Here is a 23440-nt window from a genome sequence, read left to right as displayed (position 1 = left end):
TGATCGCGTCCGTGCTGGTGGAAGGTACGCAATATCTGATCCACACCGGGCGGGTGACCTCGGCCGACGACGTCCTCCTCAACACGGCGGGCGCGACGCTCGGGGCGGCGCTGAGCCGCCGCGGCTGGCGGGCGCTGGACGCGGCCCCGCCGGCGCCGGTGGCGATCCCGCTGCCACGCCGCACGATCTGCCCGGCTCCGACGCTCACGCTGCGGGTGCCGAGATCGGTGTGGGACACCCGCTACGCCGCCATCGCGCACCCGGAACGTCAGTAAAACCGGTTGCCGGCCGTGCGATCATGGCCGGGAAGAGCCCCTTCGACTTCAAGGAATGACTGCCTATGCCTGGCGCCGTCTCCGGCGTCGGCCCCCGCTAGGCCCGACGCCCAGCGACCAGCCCGCAGGCCCGTGATGAGGGCTGCGGTTCCTTGACGTGCTTTCGAAAGGCTCCCATGATCGAGGCTTATGTCCGCGCGACCGCGCCCCGCGGCCGCGAAACCGAGCAGGTCGGCCCGTTCCTCGCCACCTACTCGCCGGGCACCCCGCACCCGATGCTCAACTACGCGATCCCGGACGACGGCGCGCAGCCGACGGCGGCCGAGATCGACGCGCTGACCGCGGCCTACCGGCGGCGGGACCTGCTCCCGCGGCTGGAGTACTTCACCGACGTCGCTCCCGACCTGGAGAAACTGCTGGTCGGAGCGGGGTACGAGCTCGAACGGCGGGTGCCGTTGATGACGTGCGCGCCGGCCGAGCGGGTCGACCAGCCGGCTCCGGCGGGGATCCGGCTGCGCGTGCCGGAGTCCGATGAGGACCTCCGGCGGATGCGGGCCGCGCAGAACACCGCGTTCGGCGAACCCGCGGAGATCGGTGACGAAGAGGTCGAACAGCTGAAGACCGGCCTCGGAGCCGGCGTGCGGCACCTGCTCGCGGAAGACGACGGCGTGGTCGTCGGCGGCGGGCTGGCGCTCGAAATCGTCGACGGCACCACCGAGATCGCCGGGATCGCCGTGCTCGAGCCGTACCGCGGCCGCGGGATCGCGGCGGCGCTCACCGCGCACCTCACCCGCGAGGTGCACGAGGCCGGCGCCCACACGGCGTTCCTCACCCCCGGTGACCTGGGGATCGGCAACGTCTACGCCCGCGTCGGCTACCAGCCGGCGGGCGAGTGCGTGCACCTGTCACTGAGTTAGTCGTCGAAGCGGCCGGAGCGGCCTTTCTTCACGTCGCTCCGGCGCTTCTTCGACGCCAGGCGGCGTTCCTTCGAACCGCGGGACGGCTTCGTGGGGCGCCGCTTGGCGGGCGGCGGGGCCGACGCGTCCATCAGCAGGTTCGCCAGCCGGCCCCGCGCGGCTTCGCGGTTCTGCAGCTGGGAGCGGTGTTCGCTGGCGGCGATCGTCAGGACGCCGTCGACCAGTCGCGAGCCGAGGCCGGTCAGGACCCGGTCACGCAGGTGCTCCGGGATCGACGGCGACGAAGCGACGTCGAAGGACAGCTCGACCCGTGAGTCCGTGGTGTTGACGCCCTGCCCGCCCGGGCCGGACGACCGCGAAAAGCGCTCGCTCAACTCGGCTCCCGGGATCGTGAACCGGGAGCCGACCACCACGTCTTCGGCTGCCACCCCTCAAGTGTGACAGCCGCGAGCAACAGCGTTTCAGAACCGCGGGTGGTCACCCGAGAGGACCGCGCGCGGGCCGTCGACGTCGTCGGCGGGCTGGACGTCGCCGAGCACCCACGCCGGGACATGCCGCGCGGTCAGCATGGCCAGCGCCCGGTCGACGTCCTCGGCGCCGACGATCGCGACCATGCCGACACCCATGTTGAACGTCTTCTCCAGTTCGGCCCGCTCGACCTTGCCGCGCTGGCCGATCAGCGCGAACACCGGCGCCGGATTCCAGGTGCCGCGGTCGAGCCGGGCGACCAGGCCGCGCGGCATGACGCGGGCGAGGTTGGCCTCCAGGCCGCCGCCGGTGATGTGCGCGAACGTCCGGACCTCGGTTTCGGCGGCGAGCGCCAGGCAGTCCTTCGCGTAGATCCGCGTCGGCTCGAGCATCTCCTCGCCGAGGGTGCGGCCGAACTCCTCGACGTGCCCGTCGAGCGGCATCCGGGCGATGTCCAGCAGGACGTGCCGGGCCAGCGAGTAGCCGTTGGAGTGCAGGCCCGACGAGCCGAGGGCCAGCACGACGTCACCGGGGCGGACCTTCTCCGGCGACAGCAGCTGGGACGCCTCGACCACGCCGACGCCGGTGGCCGACATGTCGTAGTCGTGCTCGCCCATCAGGCCCGGGTGCTCGGCCGTCTCGCCGCCGAGCAGCGCGCAGCCGGCCCGGACGCAGCCCTCGGCGATCCCGCCGACCAGCGCGGCGATCTTCTCCGGGTGCACCTTGCCGACGGCGATGTAGTCCTGCAGGAACAGCGGCTCGGCACCGGTCACGACCAGGTCGTCGACCACCATGGCGACCAGGTCGATGCCGACCGTGTCGTGCTTGTCGAGCGCCTGCGCGACCGCGATCTTCGTGCCGACGCCGTCGGTCGAGGACGCGAGCACCGGCTCCTTCCACTTGTCGAGCTTCAGGGAGAAGAGCCCGGCGAAGCCGCCGACGCCGCCCATGACCTCGGGCCGCGTCGCGCGCTCGGCGTGCGGCTTGAGCAGCTCGACGGCTTCGTCGCCGGCCTCGATGCTGACGCCGGCGGCGGCGTACGTGGCGCTCGTGGACTCGCTCACGGTGGACGGACTCCCTACTGGAAGGAACTCAGGGACGCCGGACGGCGTCTTCGGCACCGTACCCGGCGGGACTGACGGGGGTCGCCGCGCCATTGACCGCGTCCAGGCTTTCAAGCAGGTGCTTTCCGATCAGCGCGTCCTCCGGCAGCGGGATCGGGTACTCGCCCGAGAAGCACGCCGTGCACAGCCGCGACTTCGGCTGTTCCGCCGCCGCGACCAGGCCGTCCAGGGAAATGTAGCCCAGGGAGTCGGCCCCGATCGAGCGCCGGATGCCGTCGAGGTCGACGCCGTTCGCGACCAATTCGGCCCGCGACGCGAAGTCGATGCCGTAGAAGCACGGCCAGCGCACGGGCGGTGACGCGATCCGGACGTGCACCTCGAGCGCGCCGGCCTCCCGCAGCATGCGGACGAGCGCGCGCTGGGTGTTGCCGCGGACGATCGAGTCGTCCACCACGACCAGGCGCTTGCCGCGGATGACGTCCCGCAGCGGGTTCAGCTTGAGCCGGATGCCCAGCTGGCGGATGGTCTGCGACGGCTGGATGAACGTGCGCCCGACGTAGGCGTTCTTCACCAGGCCGGTGCCGTAGGGGATGCCCGAGCCCTGCGCGTAGCCGATCGCGGCCGGGGTGCCGGACTCCGGCACCGGCATCACGAGGTCGGCTTCGACCGGCTGCTCGCTGGCCAGCCGGCGGCCGATCTCGACGCGGGTGGCGTGCACGCCGCGGCCGGCGATCGTGGTGTCGGGGCGGGCGAGGTAGACGTACTCGAAGACGCAGCCCTTGGGGTCCGGGTTCGCGAACCGCGACGAGCGCAGGCCCGCGGCGTCGATCGCGATCAGCTCGCCGGGCTCGACCTCGCGGACGAAGGACGCGCCGACGATGTCGAGGCCCGCCGTCTCGCTCGAGACGACCCAGCCGCGTTCGAGCCGGCCGAGCACCAGCGGGTGCACGCCGTGCGGGTCACGCGCCGCGTAGAGCGTGTTCTCGTCGGAGAACACCAGGCAGAAGGCGCCCTTGAGGGTGGGCAGCAGCTCCATGGCCGCGGCCTCGATGCCCTTGTCGGCGGCGTTCGCGGCGAGCAGGCCGCAGATCAGGTCCGAGTCGCTCGACGAGCCGGTCAGGCCCGCGTGCGGCTTGAGACCCGCTTCGATGGTGCGTTCGCGCAGCTCGGCCGTGTTGACCAGGTTGCCGTTGTGCGCGAAGGAGAGGCCGCTGCCGGTCTCGGTGGTGCGGAAGATCGGCTGGGCGTTCTCCCAGATGGTCGCGCCGGTGGTCGAGTACCGGCAGTGCCCGACGGCGATGTGGCCCTGCAGCGACTGCAGGATCTGCTCGTCGAACACCTGGCTGACCAGGCCGAGGTCCTTGAAGACCACGATCTGCGAGCCGTCGGAGACGGAGATGCCGGCGGCCTCCTGGCCCCGGTGCTGCAGGGCGTAGAGGCCGTAGTAGGTCAGCTTCGCGACTTCTTCCCCGGGAGCCCAGACGCCGAAGACGCCACACTCCTCACGGGGTTCCGGTTCGGGCTGGTCGGACACGAGCTGCGGGTCGGAAACCACCGAGGAGCTCCTGGGAAGACGTGGTCAGGCCGGTTTCAGTGTAGACGGTGCCGACATGCGTCAGGCCCCGCCCGACGTGGTTCTGACCACTTCGGACGGGGCCCGCAAGCCTGCACCGCTAGCACGCATCCGGCAGCGAAAGGATCTCCGTCAGCACCTGCGCACCTTCTCCGCGGCGGCGCCACAGCCACCGCTCCGGCTCGAAGATGTTCTCTTCCGAGCCGGGCATCCTGGTCGCCACGACGTCGTCCTCGGCGTTGAGCCGGACCACGTCCACCACGTCGTCGTGCACCCGCACGCCGACGACGGCGAGGACCTCGCCGAGCTCGTCGGCGGGGTGGACGAACTGGTAGCCGCGGGCCACCAGCTCCTGCAGTCCGGTCTCGATGTCGAAGACGGTGGCGACGGCCTCAGCCGAGGACATCGTCGAATTCACCGTCCTTCGCACCCGCGAGGAACGCCGCCATCTCGGCCCGCGTGTAGACGAGCGCCGGGCCGGTGGGGAACCGCGAGTTGCGCATCGCGATCTCCCCGTTGGACAGCGGCGCGACCTCCACGCAGTTGCCGTAGGCACCGCTGTAGCTCGCCTTGCGCCACTGGGCACCGGACAGCCGATCGGCCGGGATGCCGTTCTCGAATCGCTCAGCCATGTTCCCACCTCTCGATGCGGAAAACTCTGGGGGCAATGCAGATGCATGTGCATTTGCCCGCGTATCGGAGGCTAGCACGTGTGCCTGCAACGGTAAATGCACGTGCAGAATTTCTTGCAAAGTTCTCGGACGGTAAAGAACGGCGCGACCCCGGTTAACCTATCGGGTGATAGATACCTTCCCGAACGGCCTAATAACTACCGGCAGTCACCGATCACTGGGACATGGCGGCGGCCCGGATCGAGGTCGGGCCAGGTTTCTAGATCTCCTGCCGGCGCTTGCCCAGCATCGACCGGCTCCGCTCCGGCGTCTCCGCGTCGACCGCCAGCATGTCCAGCGCGCGGCTGTACTTTTCGATCTCTTCGCGCTTCTCGATGTAGTGCGCGCCGGTCATGTACTCGACGTAGGCGATGTTCGGCAATTCCGGTTCACCGAAGCGCAGCAGCGAAAACGCGTGTTCCGCGGACAGGCCGCTGCGCGAGTACGGCAGGATCTGGATCGAAACGTGCGGCAGCGCGCTCATCTCGAGCAGGTATTCGAGCTGCTGCTTGAGGACCTTCATCCCGCCGATCGGGCGATGGAGCACGGACTCGTCGAGCACCATCCACACGCGCGGGGCGTCCGGCCTGCTGAACATCTTCTGCCGCCGCATCCGGAGCGCGACCAGCTGGTCGACCCGCTCGTCGGCCATCTCCGAACGGCCGTGGCTGAAGATCGCCCGCGCGTACGGCTCGATCTGGAGCAGGCCCGACACGTAGAGCGGCTCCCAGATCTGGATTCGCGCCGCGGCTTCTTCGAGGCCGACGAGGTCGGTGAACCAGTTCGGCATGGTGTCGCCGAAGCGCCGCCACCAGCCCGGCTCGTTCGACTGCTTGACCATGTCGAGGAACGCCCGGCGTTCGTTCGGGTCCTCGACGCCGTACATCGTCAGCAGGTCGGTGACGTCGCGTTCCTTGAACCCGACCCGGCCCAGCTCGAGCCGGCTGATCTTCGACTCGGACCCGCGGATGTTGTAACCGGCCTGCTGACGGGTGATGCCGGCCTCTTCACGGAGCCGGCGCAACTGCGACCCGAGGATCATGCGGCGTGCCGTCGGGCCGATGTTCTGTTCACCTGCGGACGCGTTCACCGCGTTCATTCCCGGCCCTTCCGCGCTCACGTCACCAGGGGGTCCTAGCCCGACTACCGAAAGTACACGTTGGGCCGTCCTGCGCAAAGAGGTGACCCGGTTTACCGCATGCGTGTGGAGTCCTACTCTACGTAGAGTACGAGACTTTCGACACAGAACTTGCGAGGTTCAACATGCCCGACGCCGCGACCCGGACCGAACGAGTTCCCGTGGGGGTCGACCCGACCCGAGCGAGCATCGCGCGCGTGTACGACGCCTTCCTGCTCGGGAAGGACAACTACGAGATCGACCGGGAGGTCCTGCACAAGGTGCAGAAGGCCGCTCCCGAGGCGCAGGACCTCGCGTTCGAAAACCGGGGCTTCCTGATCCGCGCCTGCCGCTTCCTCGCCAGCCAGACCGGCATCACCCAGTTCCTCGACTGCGGCTCCGGCCTGCCGACCGCCGAGAACACCCACCAGGTGGTCCAGCGGATCAACCCGGAGATCAAGGTCGTCTACGTCGACAACGACCCGGTCGTGCTGGCCCACGGCCGCGCCCTGCTCGAAGAGAACGAGAACACCCACTTCGTCGCCGAGGACATTTTCGAGCCGCAGCGGATCCTCGAGCACGAGGTCGTCCGGCAGCACATCGACTTCTCGCAGCCGGTCGCGTTCCTCCAGCTGGGCACGCTGCACCACTTCAACGGCCCCGCGGAACGGCCGGCGGAGATCATGAAGGAGTACGTCGACGCGCTGCCGTCGGGCTCGTTCGTCGCGCTCTCGCACTTCTTCGACCCCGAGGACGACGACTCCGCGACCGCCCGCCGGATGGAGGACTTCTTCCTGCACAGCCCGATGGGCTCGGGCACCTTCCGGAAGCAGAAGGAGATCGAGGACCTGTTCCCGGGCCTCGAAATGGTGCCCCCGGGCGTGGTCCGCTGCGCCGACTGGTGGCCGGACGGCCCGCGGCTCAAGGACCTCAACGTGGCCCAGCGGACCATCGCCGGCGGCGTCGGCCGCAAGCCGTAGGACAGCCTCCGGTCCCCACCGGTTGTCAGACGCGCAGCAGCGGGAGCCAGTGCGACAGATCGGCCCGGGTGCCCGACGCGGACACCCGGCCGCCGGCCACGGCCGTGGTCCAGTCCAGTCGCCCGGTGGCCAGCTCGAGCCACGTGCGCGGGTCCGTCTCGATCACGTTCGGCGGGGTGCCGCGGGTGTGCCGCGGTCCTTCCACGCACTGCACCGCGGCGAACGGCGGCACCCGCACCTCGACCGTCCGGCCCGGTGCGTCGGCCGCCAGCGCCCGCAGGGACAGGCGTACCGCCGCGGCCAGCTCCGGACGCGCCGGATCGGGCGCATCGCCCTGCAGCCACGGGGAAATCGCCAGCACCGCCGCACGTAACTGTCCGGGGTCGACCGAACGCGAAGAGGCCATGGGCAAACAGTAGAGTGGCGCACCAAGACTTGGCAGGCACACCCGAGAACGTGGGGATGACGATGGCGCAGCGGGACGAGGCGGATCGGATGGTTTCGCAGCAGCCCACCGGAAGCGGAGCCGATCGCCCCGGCAGGCACGGCAAGCACAACCGGGCCGCCCGGCGCGAGGGCCAGCAGGCGCGGCGCACCGGCAAGCACGGCACGCCCGAGATCACCGCGGAGATGCGCTCGAACGCCCGCGCCAATCCCAACAGCTGGCTCTACGTCATCGACGAGGCCTTCGACCCGAACGGCCCGGTGCCGTCGTGGGCGGTCGTCGGCGCGTACCCGGTGAACGGCGCCGGCGACGTCGTCGCCGACTTCCACCCCAACGACCGCTACCGGCCCTCGCCCAAGGCGCTCGGCTTCCCGGACCCGGCCAACGACCTCGAGCACCTGCTGCAGCTCGTCCGCACCGAGCACCGCCCGCCGTCGGACCTGCCGAAGGTCGTCCTCGACGCGACGTTGTTCGTCTACGCGATGTCGCCGGTGCAGCGGACCGTCATCGGCTTCCACAACGCCGACGGCCGGGTGATGGTGCCGGCCTACACCCGCAAGTCGCTGGTGCCGCGCGAGTGGCCGCACGCGCGGGCCGTGGTCGGCCGCGACATCGTCGACCTGCTCGGCGGGCACCCGGTCGCGATCAACCCGCACGACCTCATCACGGCCGTCGTGCCGGCCGAGCACCTGCTGAAGGCCATCGCGGACGAGCGGCGCTGACCTGCGGGTTTAACCCCATCGAGTGATCATCGACTCGCCGATCGGGCGGCGCCGGTGCATCGTGAGACTGAAGAAGTCTGACGAGATCGGTGGGGAGCAAGAGGGTGAAAAGACGTTCGCTGCCCTTCGCCGCCGCCCTCGCGTCCGTCCTGCTCGTGGCCGGGCAGGCGCCGGCGAAGGCGGCCGACCCGTACGCCGGCGCCGAGGAGCACTACGCGGGTTCGCAGATCGCCGCGGTCGAGGGCGTCGGTGAAGGGCCCGACGTGTTGTACGACGGGGAAGACCAGGTGCTCGGGCACGACGTCAGCGGGCACCAGGGGCCGGTCGACTGGCCCGGCGCGGCGGGGTCGGGCGCCAAGTTCGTCTACGTCAAGGCGACCGAGGGCACCGGGTTCGTGAACCCGCAGTTCGCGCAGCAGTACAACGGCTCCTACCAAGCGGGCCTGATCCGCGGGGCCTACCACTTCGCGCGGCCGGACATCTCCGACGGCGCGTCGCAAGCGCGGTACTTCCTGGCCCACGGCGGCGGCTGGTCGAAGGACGGCAAGACGCTGCCCGGCGCGCTCGACGCGGAGTACAACCCGTACGGCGAAACGTGTTACGGCAAGGACGCCGCGGGCATGGTCGCCTGGATCCGGGCCTTCTCGGACACCTACCTGGCGGCGACCGGCCGCCACCCGACGATCTACACGTCGACGAGCTGGTGGAAGCGGTGCACCGCGAACAACGGCGGGTTCGGCGCCAACCCGCTCTGGATCGCGCGCTACAACAGCTTCATCGGCGAACTGCCGTCCGGCTGGAGCATCCACACGATCTGGCAGTTCGCCGACCGCGGCACCCTGCCCGGCGACCAGAACTGGTTCAACGGCTCGGCGGACCGCCTGCTGGCCCTGGCGCTGGGCTGAACGGCGCAACTGTCCAATAATAGGTGTTAACTCGTCACCAATTAACGATCTTCTTCCCAGGAAAATCACCCACACGTATACCCAATTTCACGGAAGTGAGTGACAAACGCCACTTCGTCCCTAACAATCGTGCTCGGGCGGCTACCTGCAAGTAAGCCGCCCATCGCGAGGGTTTCCGTGAAGGGATTCAACGATGTCCACCTCCCGAAGAGGGCGGCTGTTCGCTGCCCTGGCCGTCCCGGCCGCGCTGCTCCTGCTCGGCAGCACGGCGCAGGCGACGACCTTTTCCCCCGAAGTCGACCCCGTGGCCGCGATCAACGCGGACATCGCGCAGAACAACCACGCTCTGGGGTCGCAGATCCGGCGCGTCGAAGGCGACTCCTCGACCCCGGACTCGCAGAAGGCGGCTCAGCAGCCGCAACCCGGTCAGGCCATCCCCGGCCAGGTGCTGGCCACCGTGGCCGGCATGGACGTCGCCAGCTACCAGGGCAACGTCGACTGGGCGAACTGGTGGAACCAGGGCAAGCGGTTCGTCTGGACCAAGGCCACGGAGAGCACCAGCTACACCAACCCGTACTTCGCCCAGCAGTACAACGGCTCCTACAACCAGGGCTTCATCCGCGGCGCCTACCACTTCGCCACGCCGAACACCTCGAGCGGCGCGGCACAGGCCCGGTACTTCGTCGCCCACGGCGGCGGCTGGTCCAAGGACGGCAAGACGCTCCCCGGCGCACTGGACATGGAGTACAACCCGTACGGCGCGACCTGCTACGGGCTGAGCAAGGCGGGGATGACGTCGTGGATCCTCGACTTCCACGACACCTACCACTCGCTGACCGGCCGGTACCCGGTGATCTACACGTCGCAGAGCTGGTGGAGCAGCTGCGTGAGCGGTGACTTCTCCAGCACGGCCCCGCTGTGGGTCGCGCGGTACGCGTCGTCGGTCGGCACCCTGCCCTACAACTGGGGCTTCTACACCGTCTGGCAGTACACCTCGAGCCCGCTCGACCAGGACACCTTCAACGGTGCCTACGACCGGCTCCAGGCACTGGCCAACGGCTGATCCACCCCCACCCGGCTCCCGGATCGTGACAGGTTCGCGCTGTCGTGATCCGGGAGCCGGTTCCATGCCGTACCGTCCGAGCTTGCAGAACGCCGCAGCCACGTCCCCGGGGGAACCGCACGCCTCCACCGGACGTCGGAAGCGCACGAACACCCAGCGCCCGGAAGGCATGGACAGATGACCTACCCGCCTCAGCCGGGCCAGCCCGGCCAGCCCGACCCGTACGGCCAGCCGAACCCCTACGGCCAGCAGCCCCCGTCCGGCGGCTTCCCGCAGCAGGGCGGGTGGGACCCCAACCAGCAGCAACAGCCGTACCCGACGCAGCAGTACCCGCAGGGCTGGGACCCGAACCAGCAGCAGGGCTACCCCTCGGGCGGCTTCCCGGCCAACCCGCAGCCGGCCTGGGGTGACCCGTACGCGCAGCAGCAGGGGCAGCAGTCGGCGTGGGCGGACCCGAACGCGCAGCAGTACGGCCAGCAGGCCTGGGACCCGAACGCGGCCGGCCAGGTGTCCGGCTGGGACCCGGCGACCGGCGGCTACACGCAGGGCTTCGGCGGGCCGCCCGCGCCGCCGAAGAAGAGCAAGACCGGGATGTGGATCGCCATCGGCTCCGCCGTGGTCGTCATCCTCGCCCTGGTCGGCATCACCGGCTTCGTCGCACCCGGCTTCTTCCTCTCGAAGGACGACACGAACACGGCCGCGGCCCCGTCGTCGAGCACGTCGGCCAAGCCGTCCACACCGAAGCCGACGTCCAAGAAGCCGACCACCTCGAAGACCCCGTCCGGCAGCGAAGGGGGCGGCGCGGACGCCAAGGTCGTGCTGCAGGGCTTCATCGACAAGCTGAACGCGGGCGACAACGCCGGCGCCGTCGCGCTGGGCTGCGCCGACTCGAAGCAGCTGCTCAGCTCGTGGCTCGAGACGTTCCTCAAGCCGCCGCTGCAGCTGCAGCTCGGCGACGTGCCCGCCGACAAGTACCTGGTCGAGGGCGAGGTCACCGGGACGTCCGCCGGCAAGCCGGTCAAGGGCACGCTGAGCGCGACGAACTTCGACAAAAAGGGCTTCTGCGTCAGCACGATGCTGGTGTCCTGAGGCGTGAAGCTGTGGCGATCGCCGCTGGCGTGGACGTTCCTCGCGTCGGTGGTGCTGCTGCTCGGGGTCGGCGGCTGGCTGCTGACCGACCCCGCCACCAGCCGCAGTGACGCGCTGAAGACCGGCGGCCTGGCGGGCGGCGCGATCGTGGCGCTGTACGCGCTGTGGCTCAACGACCGCCGCCGCCGGGTCGAGGAGCGGCGGCAGGACATCGAGCGGCAGCGGCACGAACTCGAGGCGCAGCGGGCGGAGCAGGACCGCGAACGCGTCGCGGACGAGCGGTTCGCGAAGGCGGTCGAGCTGCTCGGGCACGCGGCCGACCAGGTGCGGGTGGGGGCGCTGCACGCGCTGGCGGGGCTGGCGCGGAGCCGGCCGGGCTACACGCAGACGGTGCTGGACGTGCTGTGCTCGTACCTGCGGCGGCCGTTCACCTACACCCGTTCCGACCCAGCCGATCCGGAGGAAGAGCGCGAGCTGACGGTCCGGCTCACGGCCCAGCGGCTGGTCTCCGACCTGCTCCCGGCACGCGACGACGACGCCCCGGCGTACGACCTCGACCTGACCGGTGCCCGGCTGGAGTACCTGGACCTGTCGGGCAAGCTGATCGGTGGGCTGCTGCTGCGGTACGCGTCGCTGCACAACAGCACGAACTTCAGCGGCTGCCGCTTCAAGGGGCGGGTCTACCTCACCGCCGCGGGCACCGTGACCGGTCGCCAGGTGGGCTACTTCCGTTGCCGTGGCGCGGTTTTCGAACGCCACGCGTGGTTCAGCGGGACGGAGTTCGCCGAGGACGTGGACTTCACCGGCACGACCTTCGCCGGCCCGGCGAACTTCAAGGACGCGAAGTTCGCGAAGGACGCGGGGTTCTCCGGGGTCGTCGTCTCGGACTCGCTGGACCTGCGGCGGACTTCGTTCGACGGACAGACCGACCTGCGGTTCGCTTCGCTGCCTGATGCGGTTTCGCTGTACAACACGCTGGTGCGAGCCGAGAAGGACGTGCAGCTGCCCGACGCGTGGACGCAGGAGGAACTGCGCGACGGGGATGCGCGGATCGTCGCCAAGGTGGGCTGAGCAGCCCCCGGTTTCCACGCTAGCGGAGGGGGCCGACAGTTTTCGGGCCCGCGGGCCGGATGTCCGGCTTCTGACAGATGTCACGACGAGCCTGTGGACAACGTCGCTACCAGCGGAAACGCCGATCGGCCAGCATTTCGAGCATGACGAAGCAGACCAGCCCGACCGTGACCGTGACCGACTCCGACGCCCGCGAGAAGCTGCACATCGCCAAGGTGCTGCTCGGCGGCTACGCGGCCGTGAGCCTCCTGACCTTCCTGGCGATCGTGGTGTTCAGCGGCGACCCCGACGTCGTCACCGACGCCGTTTGGGTGCGTGGCTCGATCCTCGCCGTCGCCGCGCCGATCACCTTCGCGCTCGGCGTTTCCATGGCCAAAGGCTCCCGCGGCAACTACCGCCGGGTGCGGATCATCACCGTGGCCCAGGTGGTGGCCATCCTGGTGATCGAGGCCATCCCCGGCTCCTTCCCCGTCTGGTTCAAGATCGCCAACGGGGTGTGCCTCGCGCTGCTGATCATCGTCGCCCTGCTCACTGTCGCCCGGGCCGTGCGCGCCACGTTCGCCGCCGAGTGAACACCGGCGGCGGTACCGTCACCGGCGTGGACGACCTGCGGGGCCTGGACGAGCGGCGCCGGCTGCTGCTCTCCCTGGGCATGCTCTGCTACCCCTTCCTGGCGGCCGCGGGCCTCACCCAGTACACGCGCGGCGCCGGCCTGGTCGCCGGCTACCTGCTGCTGGCCGGCATCTCCGCCTGCTACCTGGCCATCGTGGTCGCCGCGATGCGCTCGGCGTGGCGGGTCTACTGGTGGCTGCTGGCGGCGATGACGGTGCTGGCCGTGCTGGTCGCGCCGCTGGCCCACGAATACACGCTGATCCTCGTCGCGGTGATCGTGCCGTCGGCCGCGACGCGCGTCGACGTCCGGAAGGCGTCGGCGCTGGTGGTCCTGGGGGCCGCGGCGTGCGTGGTGGTGCCGCTGGTCGTGCCCGGCTGGAACACCGGGCCGAGCTGGTACTACGCGGTGGCCGTCGTGTTCACCACGCTGCTGGTCCACGCCTTCAGCCGCACCGCCACGGCGAACCAGCAGCTGCGCGAGGCCCGGGCCGAGGTGGCCCGGCTGGCGTCCGAGGCCGAGCGCAACCGGATCGCCCGCGACCTGCACGACCTGCTCGGCCACTCGCTCACCGCCATCACCGTGAAGAGCACCCTGGCCCGGCGGCTGGCCGTCGGCGCCCCGCCCGCGGCCCTGGCCGAGATGGAATCGGTGGAGCAGCTGTCCCGGCAGGCGCTGGCCGACGTGCGAGCGGCGGTGTCCGGGTACCGGGACGTCACACTCGCGGGTGAACTCGCCCGGGGCCGGGAGCTGCTGCGGGCGGCGGGGGTGGTCGCCGACCTGCCCACCGCGCACGACGACGTGCCGCAGGAGCGGCAGGAACTGTTCGGCTGGGTCGTCCGGGAAGGGTTGACGAACGTGGTGCGACACGCACGGGCGGGCCGGTGCACGGTCGAGCTGACCGCGTCCTCGGTGGAGGTGCGCGACGACGGGACCGGCGGCCCGGCCGGCTCCGGCTCCGGGCTGGACGGCCTGCGCGCCCGGGTCGCCGCGGCCGGTGGCGTGCTGACCGCCGGGCCGGCGCAGCCGCACGGCTGGTCCCTGCGGGTGGAGGCATGACGATCCGGTTGCTGCTCGCCGACGACCAGGAGCTGATCCGGCAGGCCCTGCGCGCGCTGCTCGACCTGGAACCGGACTTCGAGGTGGTGGCCTCGGTCGGCCGCGGCGACGAGGTGACGGCCGCGGCGCTGGAGCACCGCCCGGACGTGGCGCTGCTGGACATCGACATGCCCGGGCTGGACGGTCTCGCGGCGGCCGCCGTGCTCACCGCGCAGGTGCCCGGGTGCCGCGTGGTCATCCTGACCACCTTCGGCCGCACCGGCTACCTGCGCCGGGCCATGGAGGCGGGCGCCGTCGGGTTCGTCGTGAAGGACGTCCCGGCCGACACGCTCGCCGACGCCGTCCGGCGGGTGGTGGCGGGCGAGCGGGTGGTGGACCCGGCGCTGGCCGCGGCCACGCTGGCGGCGGGCGAATCGCCGCTCACCGCCCGCGAACGCGACGTATTGATCGCAGCCCGCTCCGGCGCGACCGTGGCCGAGATCGCGGCCCGGCTCTACCTCGCCGAGGGCACCGTGCGGAACTACCTGTCCGGGGCCACGACGAAAACCGGTACCCGCAACCGGATGGAGGCGCTGCGGGTGGCCGACGAGCGCGGCTGGCTGTAGCCCCGGCCCGGCGTGACCGGGCCGGGGCCCGGCGTCAGTCGAACAGGGCCGGGAGCGTGCGCTCCCAGGCCTCACGCAGCTCGTCGAGCGTGAACTCCGTGATGCCCTGCAGCTCCAGCGTGCCCGACTCGGGGTCGACCACGCCGGTCTTGCGCCACGGGAGGCCGCGCGCGGTGCACATCTCGGTGAAGCGGAGCTCCTCCGTGCGCGGGACCGCCACCAGGACGCGGCCCGCCGACTCGGAGAACAGCTGCACGAACGGGTCCTGGCCGTCGTCGAGGAACACCCGGGCGCCGCACTGTCCGATGAGGACGGTCTCGACCAGGGTCTGGATCAGACCGCCGTCCGAGAGGTCGTGCGCCGCCGAGATCATGCCGTCGCGGGAGCCCGCGACCAGGATCTCGCCCAGCAGCTTCTCGCGGGCCAGGTCGACCTTCGGCGGGACACCGCCGAGGTGGCCGTGCAGCTCGCGGGCCCACGCCGAGCCGTCCAGCTCGTCGTGCGTTTCGCCCAGCAGCAGCAGGGTTTCGCCCGCCTCCGCGCCGATGCCGGTCGGGATGCGGCGGGTGACGTCGTCGATCACGCCGAGGACGCCGATCACCGGCGTCGGCAGGATCGCCGTCGACCCGGTCTGGTTGAAGAAGCTGACGTTGCCGCCGGTGACCGGGATGCCGAGCTCGACGCAGCCGTCCGCGAGACCGTGCACGGCCTGCTCGAACTGCCACATCACGCCCGGGTCGGTGGGGGCACCGAAGTTCAGGCAGTCCGACACCGCGACCGGCGTCGCGCCGCCGGTGGCGACGTTGCGGTACGCCTCCGCCAGCGCCAGCTGCGCGCCGCGGTACGGGTCGAGGTAGACGAACTTGCTGTTGCAGTCGGTCGCCACCGAGACACCGCGGCCGGTCGACTCGTCGATCCGGATCATGCCGGAGTCCGACGGCTGGGCCAGGACGCTGTTGCCGCGCACGTACCGGTCGTACTGCGACGTCACCCATTCCTTCGACGCCTGGTTCGGCGCGGAGATGAGCTTGAGGACGTCCGCACGCAGTTCGTCCGGAGTGGACGGACGCGGCAGCTTGGCGGAGGTGTCCGCGATCAGGGCGTCCTGAGTGGACGGTCGCTCGATCGGCCGGTCGTACACCGGGCCCTGGTGCGCCACCGTGTGCGCGGGGACGTCGACGACGACCTCGTCGTGCCAGGTGATGACCAGGTGCTCGCCGTCGGTGACCTCGCCGATGTCGGTGGCGATAACGTCCCACTTGCGGCAGACCGCCATGAACGCCTCGACGTTCTCCGGCGAGACGACCGCGCACATGCGCTCCTGCGACTCGCTGGAGAGCACCTCGGCGGGCGTCATCCCCTTGGCGCGCAACGGAACGCGGTCGAGGTAGATGTGCATGCCGCCGTCGCCGGCCGCGGCGAGCTCCGACGTCGCGCAGGACAGCCCGGCGCCGCCGAGGTCCTGGATGCCGACGACGAGCTTCTGGGCGAACAGCTCGAGGCAGCACTCGATGAGCACCTTCTCGGTGAACGGGTCACCGACCTGGACGCTCGGCAGCTTCTTGCGGCCCGACGCCGACTCGTCACCCGAAAAGGTGTCACTCGCCAGGACGGAAACGCCGCCGATGCCGTCGAGGCCGGTGCGCGCGCCGAACAGGATGATCTTGTTGCCGGTGCCGGACGCGAAGGCGAGGTGCAGGTCCTCGACGCGCATCGCGCCGACGCAGAGGGCGTTCACCAGCGGGTTGCCCGAGTAGGACGGGTCGAAGACCAGTTCGCCGCCGATGTTCGGCAGGCCGAGGCAGTTGCCGTAGCCGCCGACGCCGGCGACCACGCCGGGCAGCACGCGCTTGGTGTCCGGGGCGTCGGCCGGGCCGAAGCGCAGCGCGTCGGCGACCGCGAGGGGCCGCGCGCCCATGGCCATGATGTCCCGCACGATGCCGCCGACGCCGGTCGCGGCGCCCTGGTACGGCTCCACATAGGACGGGTGGTTGTGGCTCTCCACCTTGAAGGTGACGGCCCAGCCTTCGCCGATGTCGACGACGCCGGCGTTTTCGCCGATGCCGGCCAGCATCTTGGCCTTCATCTCGTCGGTGGCGGTCTCCCCGAAGTAGCGGAGGTGCTTCTTGGAGGACTTGTAGGAGCAGTGCTCGCTCCACATGACCGAGTACATCGCCAGCTCCGCATCGGTGGGCCGGCGGCCGAGGATCTCCCGGATCCGGGCGTACTCGTCATCGGCGAGGCCCAGTTCGCGGTAGGGCTGGGTGTGCTCCGGAGTCGCCCCGGCGCGCTCGGTGGTGTCAACGGTGCTGGTCACGGTGTCCGTGTCAGGGTTCGCCACGGCCGTCAGGATACGGGTCGCTCCCGGCCACCCCGGACGGTGGGCCGCCGAACCCGGCCACCCTCCGGCGGGTGTGACCGGGGCGACATCGGCGGCTCCGGGTGGGGTGGCGTGTGTTGTGGACAACTCGGCTGCGGCCGGGGTGCGCGGCCCGGAATTGTCGGTGGCCGCGAGTAACGTTGAAACCGGGGGTCCCCCGAGCGGCGCGGGTGCTCGGCTGCCCGAACGGGCACCCGGCAGTGGCAGCCGGAGCGCGCGAAAATCGGTCGCCTTTCCCCTGGGGGCGGCTTACCGTCGGAAATCGTGCTTTCCGCCACGTATCCCCTTCCGCCGCTGCGGCTGCCCGTGCGGCCGACCGCGAGCCGGTTCCTGCTCGCCGTCTTCCGGGCTCGGCTCGGGACGGTGGTGGGGGCCGCCGCGATCGGGGTTGTCTGGGCGCTTCCCGGTGCGCTGCTGCCGCTGGTCGTCGGCCAGGGCATCGGGGCCATCGGTGCGCACGACGGCGCCGCCGTTGCGCGGTGGGCGCTGGCCGCCGCCGCGCTCGGGGTCGTGCAGACGATCTTCGGGACCTGGATGCACTTCCTCAACTACGGCCTGTGGCTGCACGGCGCCGGCTCGACCCAGCGGCTCGTCTCGGCGCACACCACGCGCGTCGGCGCCGGGCTGCGCGAGCAGACCACCACCGGCAACCTCGTCGCCGTCTCCACCACGGACATCAACCACATCGGCAACACCGTCGAGATGACCGGCCGCGCGTTCGGCTCGCTGCTGGCCTTCGTCGTGGTCGCGGTGTGGCTGATCTCGACGTCGCCGCTGCTCGGCGTGGTCGCGCTGGTCGGGGTGCCCGTTGCCGTGCTCGGCATCGGGCCGCTGCTCGCCCCGTTGCAGAAGCGCAAGGCGAAGCAGCGCGAGCAGCGCGGGGACGTCAACGCGCTCGGCGCGGACATCGTGTCCGGCCTGCGGATCCTGCGCGGCATCGGCGGCGAGCGGCGGTTCTTCGCCCGCTTCCGCGAGACGAGCCAGCGGGTGCGGCGGGCCGGCGTCGAGGTCGGCAAGGCCGAGGCGTGGCTGGCCGCAGCCGAGATCGCGCTGCCCGGCCTGGTCACCGTGGTGATCACCTGGCTCGGCGCGCGGCTGGCCGTGGCCGGCTCGATCGACGTCGGGCAGCTGGTCGCGTTCTACGGCGTCTCGGCCTTCCTGATCTGGCCGGTCAACGCCGCGACGGAGGCCGTCGGCTCGATCACCTCGGGCCTGGTCGCGTCGCGGAAGGTGGTGGCGCTGCTGGCGATCCGCCCGAAGCTGGCGGACCCGGAAACGCCGGTGCCGCTGCCCGGCGGCCCGCTGGAGCTGGTGGACACCGAGTCCGGGGTCCGGGTCGCGCCCGGCCGCCTGACGGTCGTCGACTTCGGGGCCGGCGGCGAAGCGGTGGCCGACAGGCTGGCCCGGTTCGCCGATCCGGCCGAGGGCGAAGAGGTGCTGGTCGGCGGGGTCCGGGCGGACCACGTCGCGCTCGCGGAGCTGCGCCGCCGGATCGTCTACGCGCACAACCAGGACATCTGGTTCTCGGGCGTGCTGCGCGAGCAGCTGGCGCCGGCGCGATCGGGCGGCGTCAGCGTCACCGAAGCGCTGTACGCGGCCGATGCCGAGGACATCGTCGAGGCGCTGCCCGACGGCGTCGACGAGGTGATCGGCGAGCGCGGCCGCGAGGTGTCCGGCGGCCAGCGGCAGCGGCTGAACCTGGCCCGCGCGCTGGCCACCGACGCCGACGTCCTGGTGCTCGACGAGCCGACGTCGGCGGTGGACGCGCACACGGAGGCCCGCATCACCGAGCGCGTCGCCGAGCTGCGGCGCGGCCGGACGACGGTGGTGTTCAGTCAAAGTCCATTGTGGACACATGTGGCAGACGAAGTCTTCACCGCGAAGGGGGTGACGGTGTGAAGCGGCTTCCCACGGCGGCCCGGCGCGACGTCCGCCGCTGGGCCGTGCACACGGCGATGCTCCACAAACGCGAGTTCGGCCTGCTGCTGGGCTCGCTCGCCGTGGCCACGCTCATCGGCCTGGCCGGACCGCAGCTGCTCGGCTCGCTGGTCGACGACGTCGCGGCCGGCACCACGACCGGGCACGTCGACGTGCTGGCGGTGGCGTTCGTCGGCATCCTGCTGCTGCAGGCGGTGGCGCGGAAGATCGCCCGCATGCGCGGCGCGGTGTTCGGCGAGCTGGTGCTGGCCGAGACGCGCGAGGAGTTCGTCGGGACGGCGTTGCAGCTGCCGCTCGGCACCGTCGAGGCGGCCGGCACCGGCGACCTGCTCAGCCGGGCCACCACCGACCTCGGCCGGATCGACCACGCGGCGCGGTTCGCGGCGCCGGAGATCCTGGTCGCGGCGGTGACCGTGGTGTTCACCATCGTCGCGATGGTCGTGACGTCGCCGTTGCTGTCGCTGGGCCTGCTGGTCGCGCTGCCGCTGCTGGTGCCGGTGAACGTCTGGTACCAGCGGCGGATCCCGTCGGTCATGCAGTGGATGCTCGACCGGTGGGCCGACCTGACCACCAGCGTCCACGAGACCGCCGAAGGCGCGCGCACGACCGAAGCGCTCGGGCTGACCGAGCGGCGGATCGGCGCCGCGCACGACGCGCTGGACCAGAGCATCTACGGCGAGCGCCGGATGCGGGCGCTGCAGCTGCGGTGGCTGCCGTCGCTGGAGATCAGTTACGTGCTGCCGCTGGCGGTGATGCTGCTGCTCGGCCTGCTCGCGTACGCGCAGGGCTGGGCCGGGCTCGGCGAGATCACCACGATGCTGCTGTACGTGCAGGGCATGGCGGCGCCGCTGAACGAGGCCCTGTTCTGGCTGGAGGACCTGCAGGTCGCGGCGGCCGCGGCGCGCCGGATCCTCGGCGTCCGGTCGGTGGCCGTCGAGTCCGCGGGCGTGGACGAGGTGCCGCGCGGGCGCGACATCGACGTCCGCGACGTGCGGTTCAGCTACACCGCCGACCGCGAGGTGCTGCACGGCATCGACCTGCGGGTCCCGCGCGGCGAGCGGCTGGCGATCGTCGGGCCGTCGGGCGCGGGCAAGTCGACGCTCGGCCGGCTGCTGGCCGGCATCGCGGCGCCGTCGGCGGGCTCGGTGCGCATCGGCGGCCAGGACGTCTCGGCGCTGGCCGACGACGTGCTGCGCGGCGAGGTGCTGCTGCTGACCCAGGAGCACCACGTGTTCTCCGGGACGCTGCGGCAGAACCTGGCCCTGCCGGCCCGCCGCGCGGGTGGCGACTGGACGGACGAGGAGCTGACGGCGGCGCTGGCGTCGGCGGGAGCGTCTGACTGGGTCGCGACGCTGCCGTCCGGGCTGGCCACGAAGCTGGGCCCGGGCGAGCATCCGGTGCCGGCGGCGATCGCACAGCAGCTGGCGCTGGCCCGCGTGGTGCTGGCGGACCCGCACACGCTGGTGCTCGACGAGGCGACATCGCTGCTGGACACGGGCTCGGCCCGCGACCTGGAGAGGTCGCTGAACAGCGTGCTGGCGGGCCGGACGGTGATCGCAATCGCCCACCGCCTGCACACGGCCGCGGCGGCCGACCGCGTAGCAGTGGTCGAGGGCGGCCGGATCACAGAGCTGGGCCCCCACGAGGAACTGCTCTCAGCGGGCGGCTCGTACGCCCGCCTGGTGGCGGCGGCGAGTTAGCCCGAGCAACGGAGAGACGCTCCCCAGGTAGGAAATCTTCCACCTGGGGGGCGCTCGCCAAGCCGCACAGACCCGCCCTACACCTCCCCGCCCCTCGTCCCGGCCGCAGTCAGCACCGGGGAGCGGGGAACCACTCAGGCCGAACCTGACCTCAGGCCTTCACCAACGCATCCACCGCACTGAAGAACATCCCGAGCCCATCATCCGACGGCCCGGTCAGCGCGTCGATCGCGTGCTCCGGGTGCGGCATCAGCCCGACGACCCGGCCGTTCGCGCTGCGGATCCCGGCGATGTCGTTGCGCGACCCGTTCGGGTTGCCGCCGACGTACCGGAACACCACGCGGCCCTCGCCCTCCAGCTCGTCCAAAGTGGACTGCTCGGCCACGTAGCACCCGTCGATGTTCTTCATCGGGATGAGGATCTCGGCGCCTTCGTCGTAGCGCGTGGTCCACGCCGTGGACGTGTTCTCCACCCGCAGCCACTGGTCGCGGCAGATGAAGTGCAGGCCCTGGTTGCGGATCATCGCGCCGGGCAGCAGGCCGGCCTCGCAGAGGATCTGGAACCCGTTGCAGATGCCGAGCACCGGCATGCCCGCGCGCGCCGCCTCGATCACCGGCGTCATGACCGGCGCGAACCGGGCGATCACGCCCGCGCGCAGGTAGTCGCCGTAGGAGAAGCCGCCCGGGACGACGACGGCGTCGACGTCACGCAGGTCCTCGTCGGCGTGCCACAGCGGCACCGCCTCGCCGCCGGCGTAGCGGACCGCGCGGGCCGCGTCGCCGTCGTCCAGCGTGCCCGGGAAGGTGATGACGCCGATGCGCGCGCTCACGCGTCCACCCGCGTGATCGTCCACTGCTCGATGACCGGGTTCGCGAGGAAGCCTTCGGCGATCTTCTCCAGCGTCGCGTCGTCGACCGTGTCGTCGACCTCGATCTCGAAGTGCTTGCCCTGGCGGATCTCGGTGATCCCGGTGAACCCCAGGCGGCCGGCGGCGCCGAGCGCGGCCTGTCCCTGCGGGTCGAGGATTTCGGGCTTCGGCATGACGTCGACGACGACTCGGGCCACGGCAGGCTGCTCCTTATTTCTGCAGGTCGTGGGTACCTCGTCAGCATAGTTCACCCGCTCGCCCACCCTGCGGGGCCCGTCGGGAAACCTAGACTGGCCGACGGCGCGGCGCTGCGCCATGATGAGTCGTTGACATCTCGCCAACAGGAGGCACCGTGGCCGTCCAGGAGTCCTACGACTACGTCATCGTCGGTGCCGGCAGCGCGGGGTGCGTCCTCGCCAACCGCCTGACCGAGGACCCGTCCGCCCAGGTCCTGCTGCTCGAAGCGGGCGCGGAGGACACGGCGGACGAAATCCACATCCCGGCCGCGTTCCCGTCGCTGTTCAAGACCAAGTGGGACTGGAACTACGAGACCGTCGAGCAGAAGCACACGGGCAAGTCGGCGTACTGGCCGCGCGGCAAGATGCTCGGCGGCTGCTCGTCGATCAACGCGATGATCTACATCCGCGGCAACCGCGCCGACTACGATGGCTGGCGCGATTCCCACGGCGCTTCGGGGTGGGGCTGGGACGACGTCCTGCCGTACTTCAAGCGCGCCGAGGGCAACCAGCGGCTCGGCGGCCCGCTGCACGGAACGGACGGCCCGCTGCACGTCGAAGACCGCCGGTTCACCCACGAGCTGTCGAACGCGTGGATCGACTCGGCCGTCGCGTGGGGCCTCAAGCGCACCGACGACTTCAACGGCGAGAGCCAGGAGGGCGCCGGCGTCTACCAGGTGACGTGCAAGAAGGGCCGCCGCTGGTCCACGGCGGACGCCTACCTGCGCCCGGCGCTTTCGCGGCCGAACCTGACGGTGAAGACGTGCGCGCCGGCCACCCGTGTCGTCTTCGAGGGCACTCGCGCGGTCGGTGTGTCCTATTTGGACAACGGCGTGGAGCAGACCGCGCGCGCTTCGGCTGAGGTCATTCTTTCGGGTGGTGCGATCAATTCGCCGCAGCTACTCATGGTGTCGGGGGTGGGTCCGGCCGAGCACCTGCGCGAGCACGGCATCGACGTCGTCGCCGCGCTGCCGGGCGTCGGCGAGAACCTGCACGACCACCCGGCGTGCGGAATCATCTGGTCCACTCGCGACACCACCGATCTGGTCGAGGCCGCCACGGTTTTCGGCCTGGCCCGGTACCAGTTGACGCGGCGCGGCCCGTTGACGTCGAACATCGGTGAAGCGGGCGCGTTCTACCCGACCACGGACGGCTTGCCGGCACCGGACATGCAGATCCACGTGGCGCCAACGTTGTTCTACGACAACGGGATGCGCGAGCCGACGGTGTCGGGATTCACCTCGGCGGCGACCTTGGTGGACGTCGCGAGCCGGGGACGGCTGCGGTTGAAGTCGGCGAACCCGTTGTGGAAGCCGGAAATCGATCCGGCCTATTACGCTGATCCGCGCGATATGGAGACGATGATCGCGGGGCTGCGGTCGTTGATCGAGATCAGCCAGGTGGGGCCGCTGCGGCGGTTCCTGGACAAGCCGTTCCTGCCGGTGCGGCACGACTTGAGCGATTCCGAGCTGGCCGAGCACATCCGGGAGAACACGCAGACGCTTTATCACCCGGTCGGGACTTGCTCGATCGGGTCGGTGGTCGACCCGGAGTTGCGGGTTCAGGGGGTGGAGGGGCTGCGGGTGGTGGACGCGTCCGTGATGCCGGTGGTGCCGCGGGGGAACACGAATGCACCGACGATCATGGTGGCGGAGAAGGCCGCGGACCTGATCCGGGGGTGAGC

At 70.9% G+C, this 23440-nt stretch carries 24 protein-coding genes; 14 read left to right on the top strand and 10 right to left on the bottom strand.

Going from position 1 to position 23440, the window contains the following annotated elements; genetic code table 11:
* Together ACWEVN_RS12270 and ACWEVN_RS12265 are read left to right on the top strand one after the other, a co-directional pair.
* On the top strand, window positions 1-275 hold a 275-nt coding region (locus ACWEVN_RS12270; RefSeq protein WP_452051258.1), incomplete at its 5' end, for a VanZ family protein.
* Between the two features lie 176 nt (window positions 276-451).
* A complete protein-coding gene (locus ACWEVN_RS12265; RefSeq protein WP_452051257.1) occupies window positions 452-1192 on the top strand; it encodes a GNAT family N-acetyltransferase in 741 nt (246 codons plus the stop codon).
* Here the strand turns inward: ACWEVN_RS12265 and arfB are convergent.
* The 6 genes from arfB to ACWEVN_RS12235 all read right to left on the bottom strand — a co-directional run bounded on the left by arfB (window position 1189) and on the right by ACWEVN_RS12235 (window position 6067).
* A complete protein-coding gene (gene arfB / locus ACWEVN_RS12260) occupies window positions 1189-1605 on the bottom strand; it encodes an alternative ribosome rescue aminoacyl-tRNA hydrolase ArfB (protein WP_449681964.1) in 417 nt (138 codons plus the stop codon). The genes ACWEVN_RS12265 and arfB overlap by 4 nt on opposite strands.
* 48 nt (window positions 1606-1653) lie before the next feature.
* Window positions 1654-2724, bottom strand: a complete 1071-nt coding sequence (gene purM / locus ACWEVN_RS12255) for a phosphoribosylformylglycinamidine cyclo-ligase (RefSeq protein WP_310969461.1) — start codon at window positions 2722-2724, stop codon at window positions 1654-1656.
* Between the two features lie 28 nt (window positions 2725-2752).
* Window positions 2753-4279 (bottom strand): amidophosphoribosyltransferase, encoded by a 1527-nt coding sequence (gene purF, locus ACWEVN_RS12250; protein ID WP_310969462.1) that lies wholly within the window; start codon window positions 4277-4279, stop codon window positions 2753-2755.
* Between the two features lie 118 nt (window positions 4280-4397).
* Window positions 4398-4703 (bottom strand): hypothetical protein, encoded by a 306-nt coding sequence (locus ACWEVN_RS12245; RefSeq protein ID WP_310969463.1) that lies wholly within the window; start codon window positions 4701-4703, stop codon window positions 4398-4400.
* Window positions 4690-4929, bottom strand: coding sequence for a DUF397 domain-containing protein (locus ACWEVN_RS12240; RefSeq protein WP_310969464.1), 240 nt, complete (start codon window positions 4927-4929; stop codon window positions 4690-4692). Before ACWEVN_RS12240 ends, ACWEVN_RS12245 begins: the two co-directional genes overlap by 14 nt.
* A 259-nt stretch (window positions 4930-5188) precedes the next feature.
* Window positions 5189-6067, bottom strand: coding sequence for a helix-turn-helix domain-containing protein (locus ACWEVN_RS12235; protein ID WP_449681841.1), 879 nt, complete (start codon window positions 6065-6067; stop codon window positions 5189-5191).
* Between the two features lie 200 nt (window positions 6068-6267).
* Here ACWEVN_RS12235 and ACWEVN_RS12230 point away from each other — a divergent pair, with 200 nt between their 5' ends.
* Window positions 6268-7065 carry an SAM-dependent methyltransferase gene (locus ACWEVN_RS12230; protein ID WP_452051256.1) on the top strand — a complete coding sequence of 266 codons (798 nt, stop codon included), beginning with the start codon at window positions 6268-6270 and terminating at the stop codon, window positions 7063-7065.
* A 25-nt stretch (window positions 7066-7090) separates the two neighbouring features.
* Here ACWEVN_RS12230 and ACWEVN_RS12225 read toward each other — a convergent pair whose 3' ends face one another.
* On the bottom strand, window positions 7091-7471 hold the full coding sequence (locus ACWEVN_RS12225; protein ID WP_449681840.1) for a sterol carrier family protein: 381 nt from the start codon (window positions 7469-7471) through the stop codon (window positions 7091-7093).
* Window positions 7472-7527: 56 nt separating this feature from the next.
* Between ACWEVN_RS12225 and ACWEVN_RS12220 the strand changes: the two genes are divergently transcribed.
* The 8 genes from ACWEVN_RS12220 to ACWEVN_RS12185 all read left to right on the top strand — a co-directional run bounded on the left by ACWEVN_RS12220 (window position 7528) and on the right by ACWEVN_RS12185 (window position 14634).
* Window positions 7528-8232 (top strand): type VII secretion system-associated protein, encoded by a 705-nt coding sequence (locus tag ACWEVN_RS12220; protein WP_449678208.1) that lies wholly within the window; start codon window positions 7528-7530, stop codon window positions 8230-8232.
* 104 nt (window positions 8233-8336) lie between these two features.
* On the top strand, window positions 8337-9137 hold the full coding sequence (locus tag ACWEVN_RS12215) for a lysozyme (protein ID WP_449681839.1): 801 nt from the start codon (window positions 8337-8339) through the stop codon (window positions 9135-9137).
* A gap of 193 nt (window positions 9138-9330) precedes the next feature.
* Window positions 9331-10200: a lysozyme gene (locus ACWEVN_RS12210; protein WP_449681838.1), complete on the top strand. Its 870-nt coding sequence runs from the start codon at window positions 9331-9333 to the stop codon at window positions 10198-10200.
* A 177-nt stretch (window positions 10201-10377) separates the two neighbouring features.
* Entirely contained in the window at window positions 10378-11289 is a 912-nt protein-coding gene (locus tag ACWEVN_RS12205; RefSeq protein WP_449681837.1) for a hypothetical protein, read from the top strand.
* A gap of 3 nt (window positions 11290-11292) precedes the next feature.
* A complete protein-coding gene (locus tag ACWEVN_RS12200; RefSeq protein WP_452051255.1) occupies window positions 11293-12360 on the top strand; it encodes a pentapeptide repeat-containing protein in 1068 nt (355 codons plus the stop codon).
* A 143-nt stretch (window positions 12361-12503) separates the two neighbouring features.
* Window positions 12504-12932: a hypothetical protein gene (locus ACWEVN_RS12195; RefSeq protein WP_449678188.1), complete on the top strand. Its 429-nt coding sequence runs from the start codon at window positions 12504-12506 to the stop codon at window positions 12930-12932.
* Window positions 12933-12958: 26 nt separating this feature from the next.
* Window positions 12959-14029, top strand: a complete 1071-nt coding sequence (locus ACWEVN_RS12190; protein WP_452051254.1) for a sensor histidine kinase — start codon at window positions 12959-12961, stop codon at window positions 14027-14029.
* A complete protein-coding gene (locus ACWEVN_RS12185) occupies window positions 14026-14634 on the top strand; it encodes a response regulator (RefSeq protein WP_449681834.1) in 609 nt (202 codons plus the stop codon). Before ACWEVN_RS12190 ends, ACWEVN_RS12185 begins: the two co-directional genes overlap by 4 nt.
* Before the next feature lie 34 nt (window positions 14635-14668).
* On the opposite strand, the gene purL is transcribed toward ACWEVN_RS12185, so the two are convergent.
* Entirely contained in the window at window positions 14669-16975 is a 2307-nt protein-coding gene (gene purL / locus ACWEVN_RS12180) for a phosphoribosylformylglycinamidine synthase subunit PurL (protein WP_396136884.1), read from the bottom strand.
* A 303-nt stretch (window positions 16976-17278) separates the two neighbouring features.
* Here purL and ACWEVN_RS12175 point away from each other — a divergent pair, with 303 nt between their 5' ends.
* Window positions 17279-18913, top strand: a complete 1635-nt coding sequence (locus tag ACWEVN_RS12175) for an ABC transporter ATP-binding protein (RefSeq protein ID WP_452051253.1) — start codon at window positions 17279-17281, stop codon at window positions 18911-18913.
* Entirely contained in the window at window positions 18910-20652 is a 1743-nt protein-coding gene (locus ACWEVN_RS12170) for an ABC transporter ATP-binding protein (RefSeq protein ID WP_452051252.1), read from the top strand. The genes ACWEVN_RS12175 and ACWEVN_RS12170 overlap by 4 nt, the downstream gene beginning before the upstream one ends.
* 151 nt (window positions 20653-20803) lie before the next feature.
* Here the strand turns inward: ACWEVN_RS12170 and purQ are convergent, their stop codons facing one another.
* Together purQ and purS are read right to left on the bottom strand one after the other, a co-directional pair.
* Window positions 20804-21481 carry a phosphoribosylformylglycinamidine synthase subunit PurQ gene (gene purQ / locus ACWEVN_RS12165; protein ID WP_449681830.1) on the bottom strand — a complete coding sequence of 226 codons (678 nt, stop codon included), beginning with the start codon at window positions 21479-21481 and terminating at the stop codon, window positions 20804-20806.
* Window positions 21478-21717: a phosphoribosylformylglycinamidine synthase subunit PurS gene (gene purS, locus ACWEVN_RS12160; RefSeq protein ID WP_013230759.1), complete on the bottom strand. Its 240-nt coding sequence runs from the start codon at window positions 21715-21717 to the stop codon at window positions 21478-21480. Before purS ends, purQ begins: the two co-directional genes overlap by 4 nt.
* A 155-nt stretch (window positions 21718-21872) precedes the next feature.
* Here purS and ACWEVN_RS12155 point away from each other — a divergent pair, with 155 nt between their 5' ends.
* On the top strand, window positions 21873-23438 hold the full coding sequence (locus ACWEVN_RS12155; protein WP_452051251.1) for a GMC family oxidoreductase: 1566 nt from the start codon (window positions 21873-21875) through the stop codon (window positions 23436-23438).
* The last annotated feature ends 2 nt before the right edge of the window (window positions 23439-23440 follow it).

It is taken from the genome of Amycolatopsis sp. NPDC003861, assembly GCF_053605405.1.
Note: the sequence above shows the minus strand (reverse complement) of the source record. Positions and strands in the feature narration are given on the sequence as shown.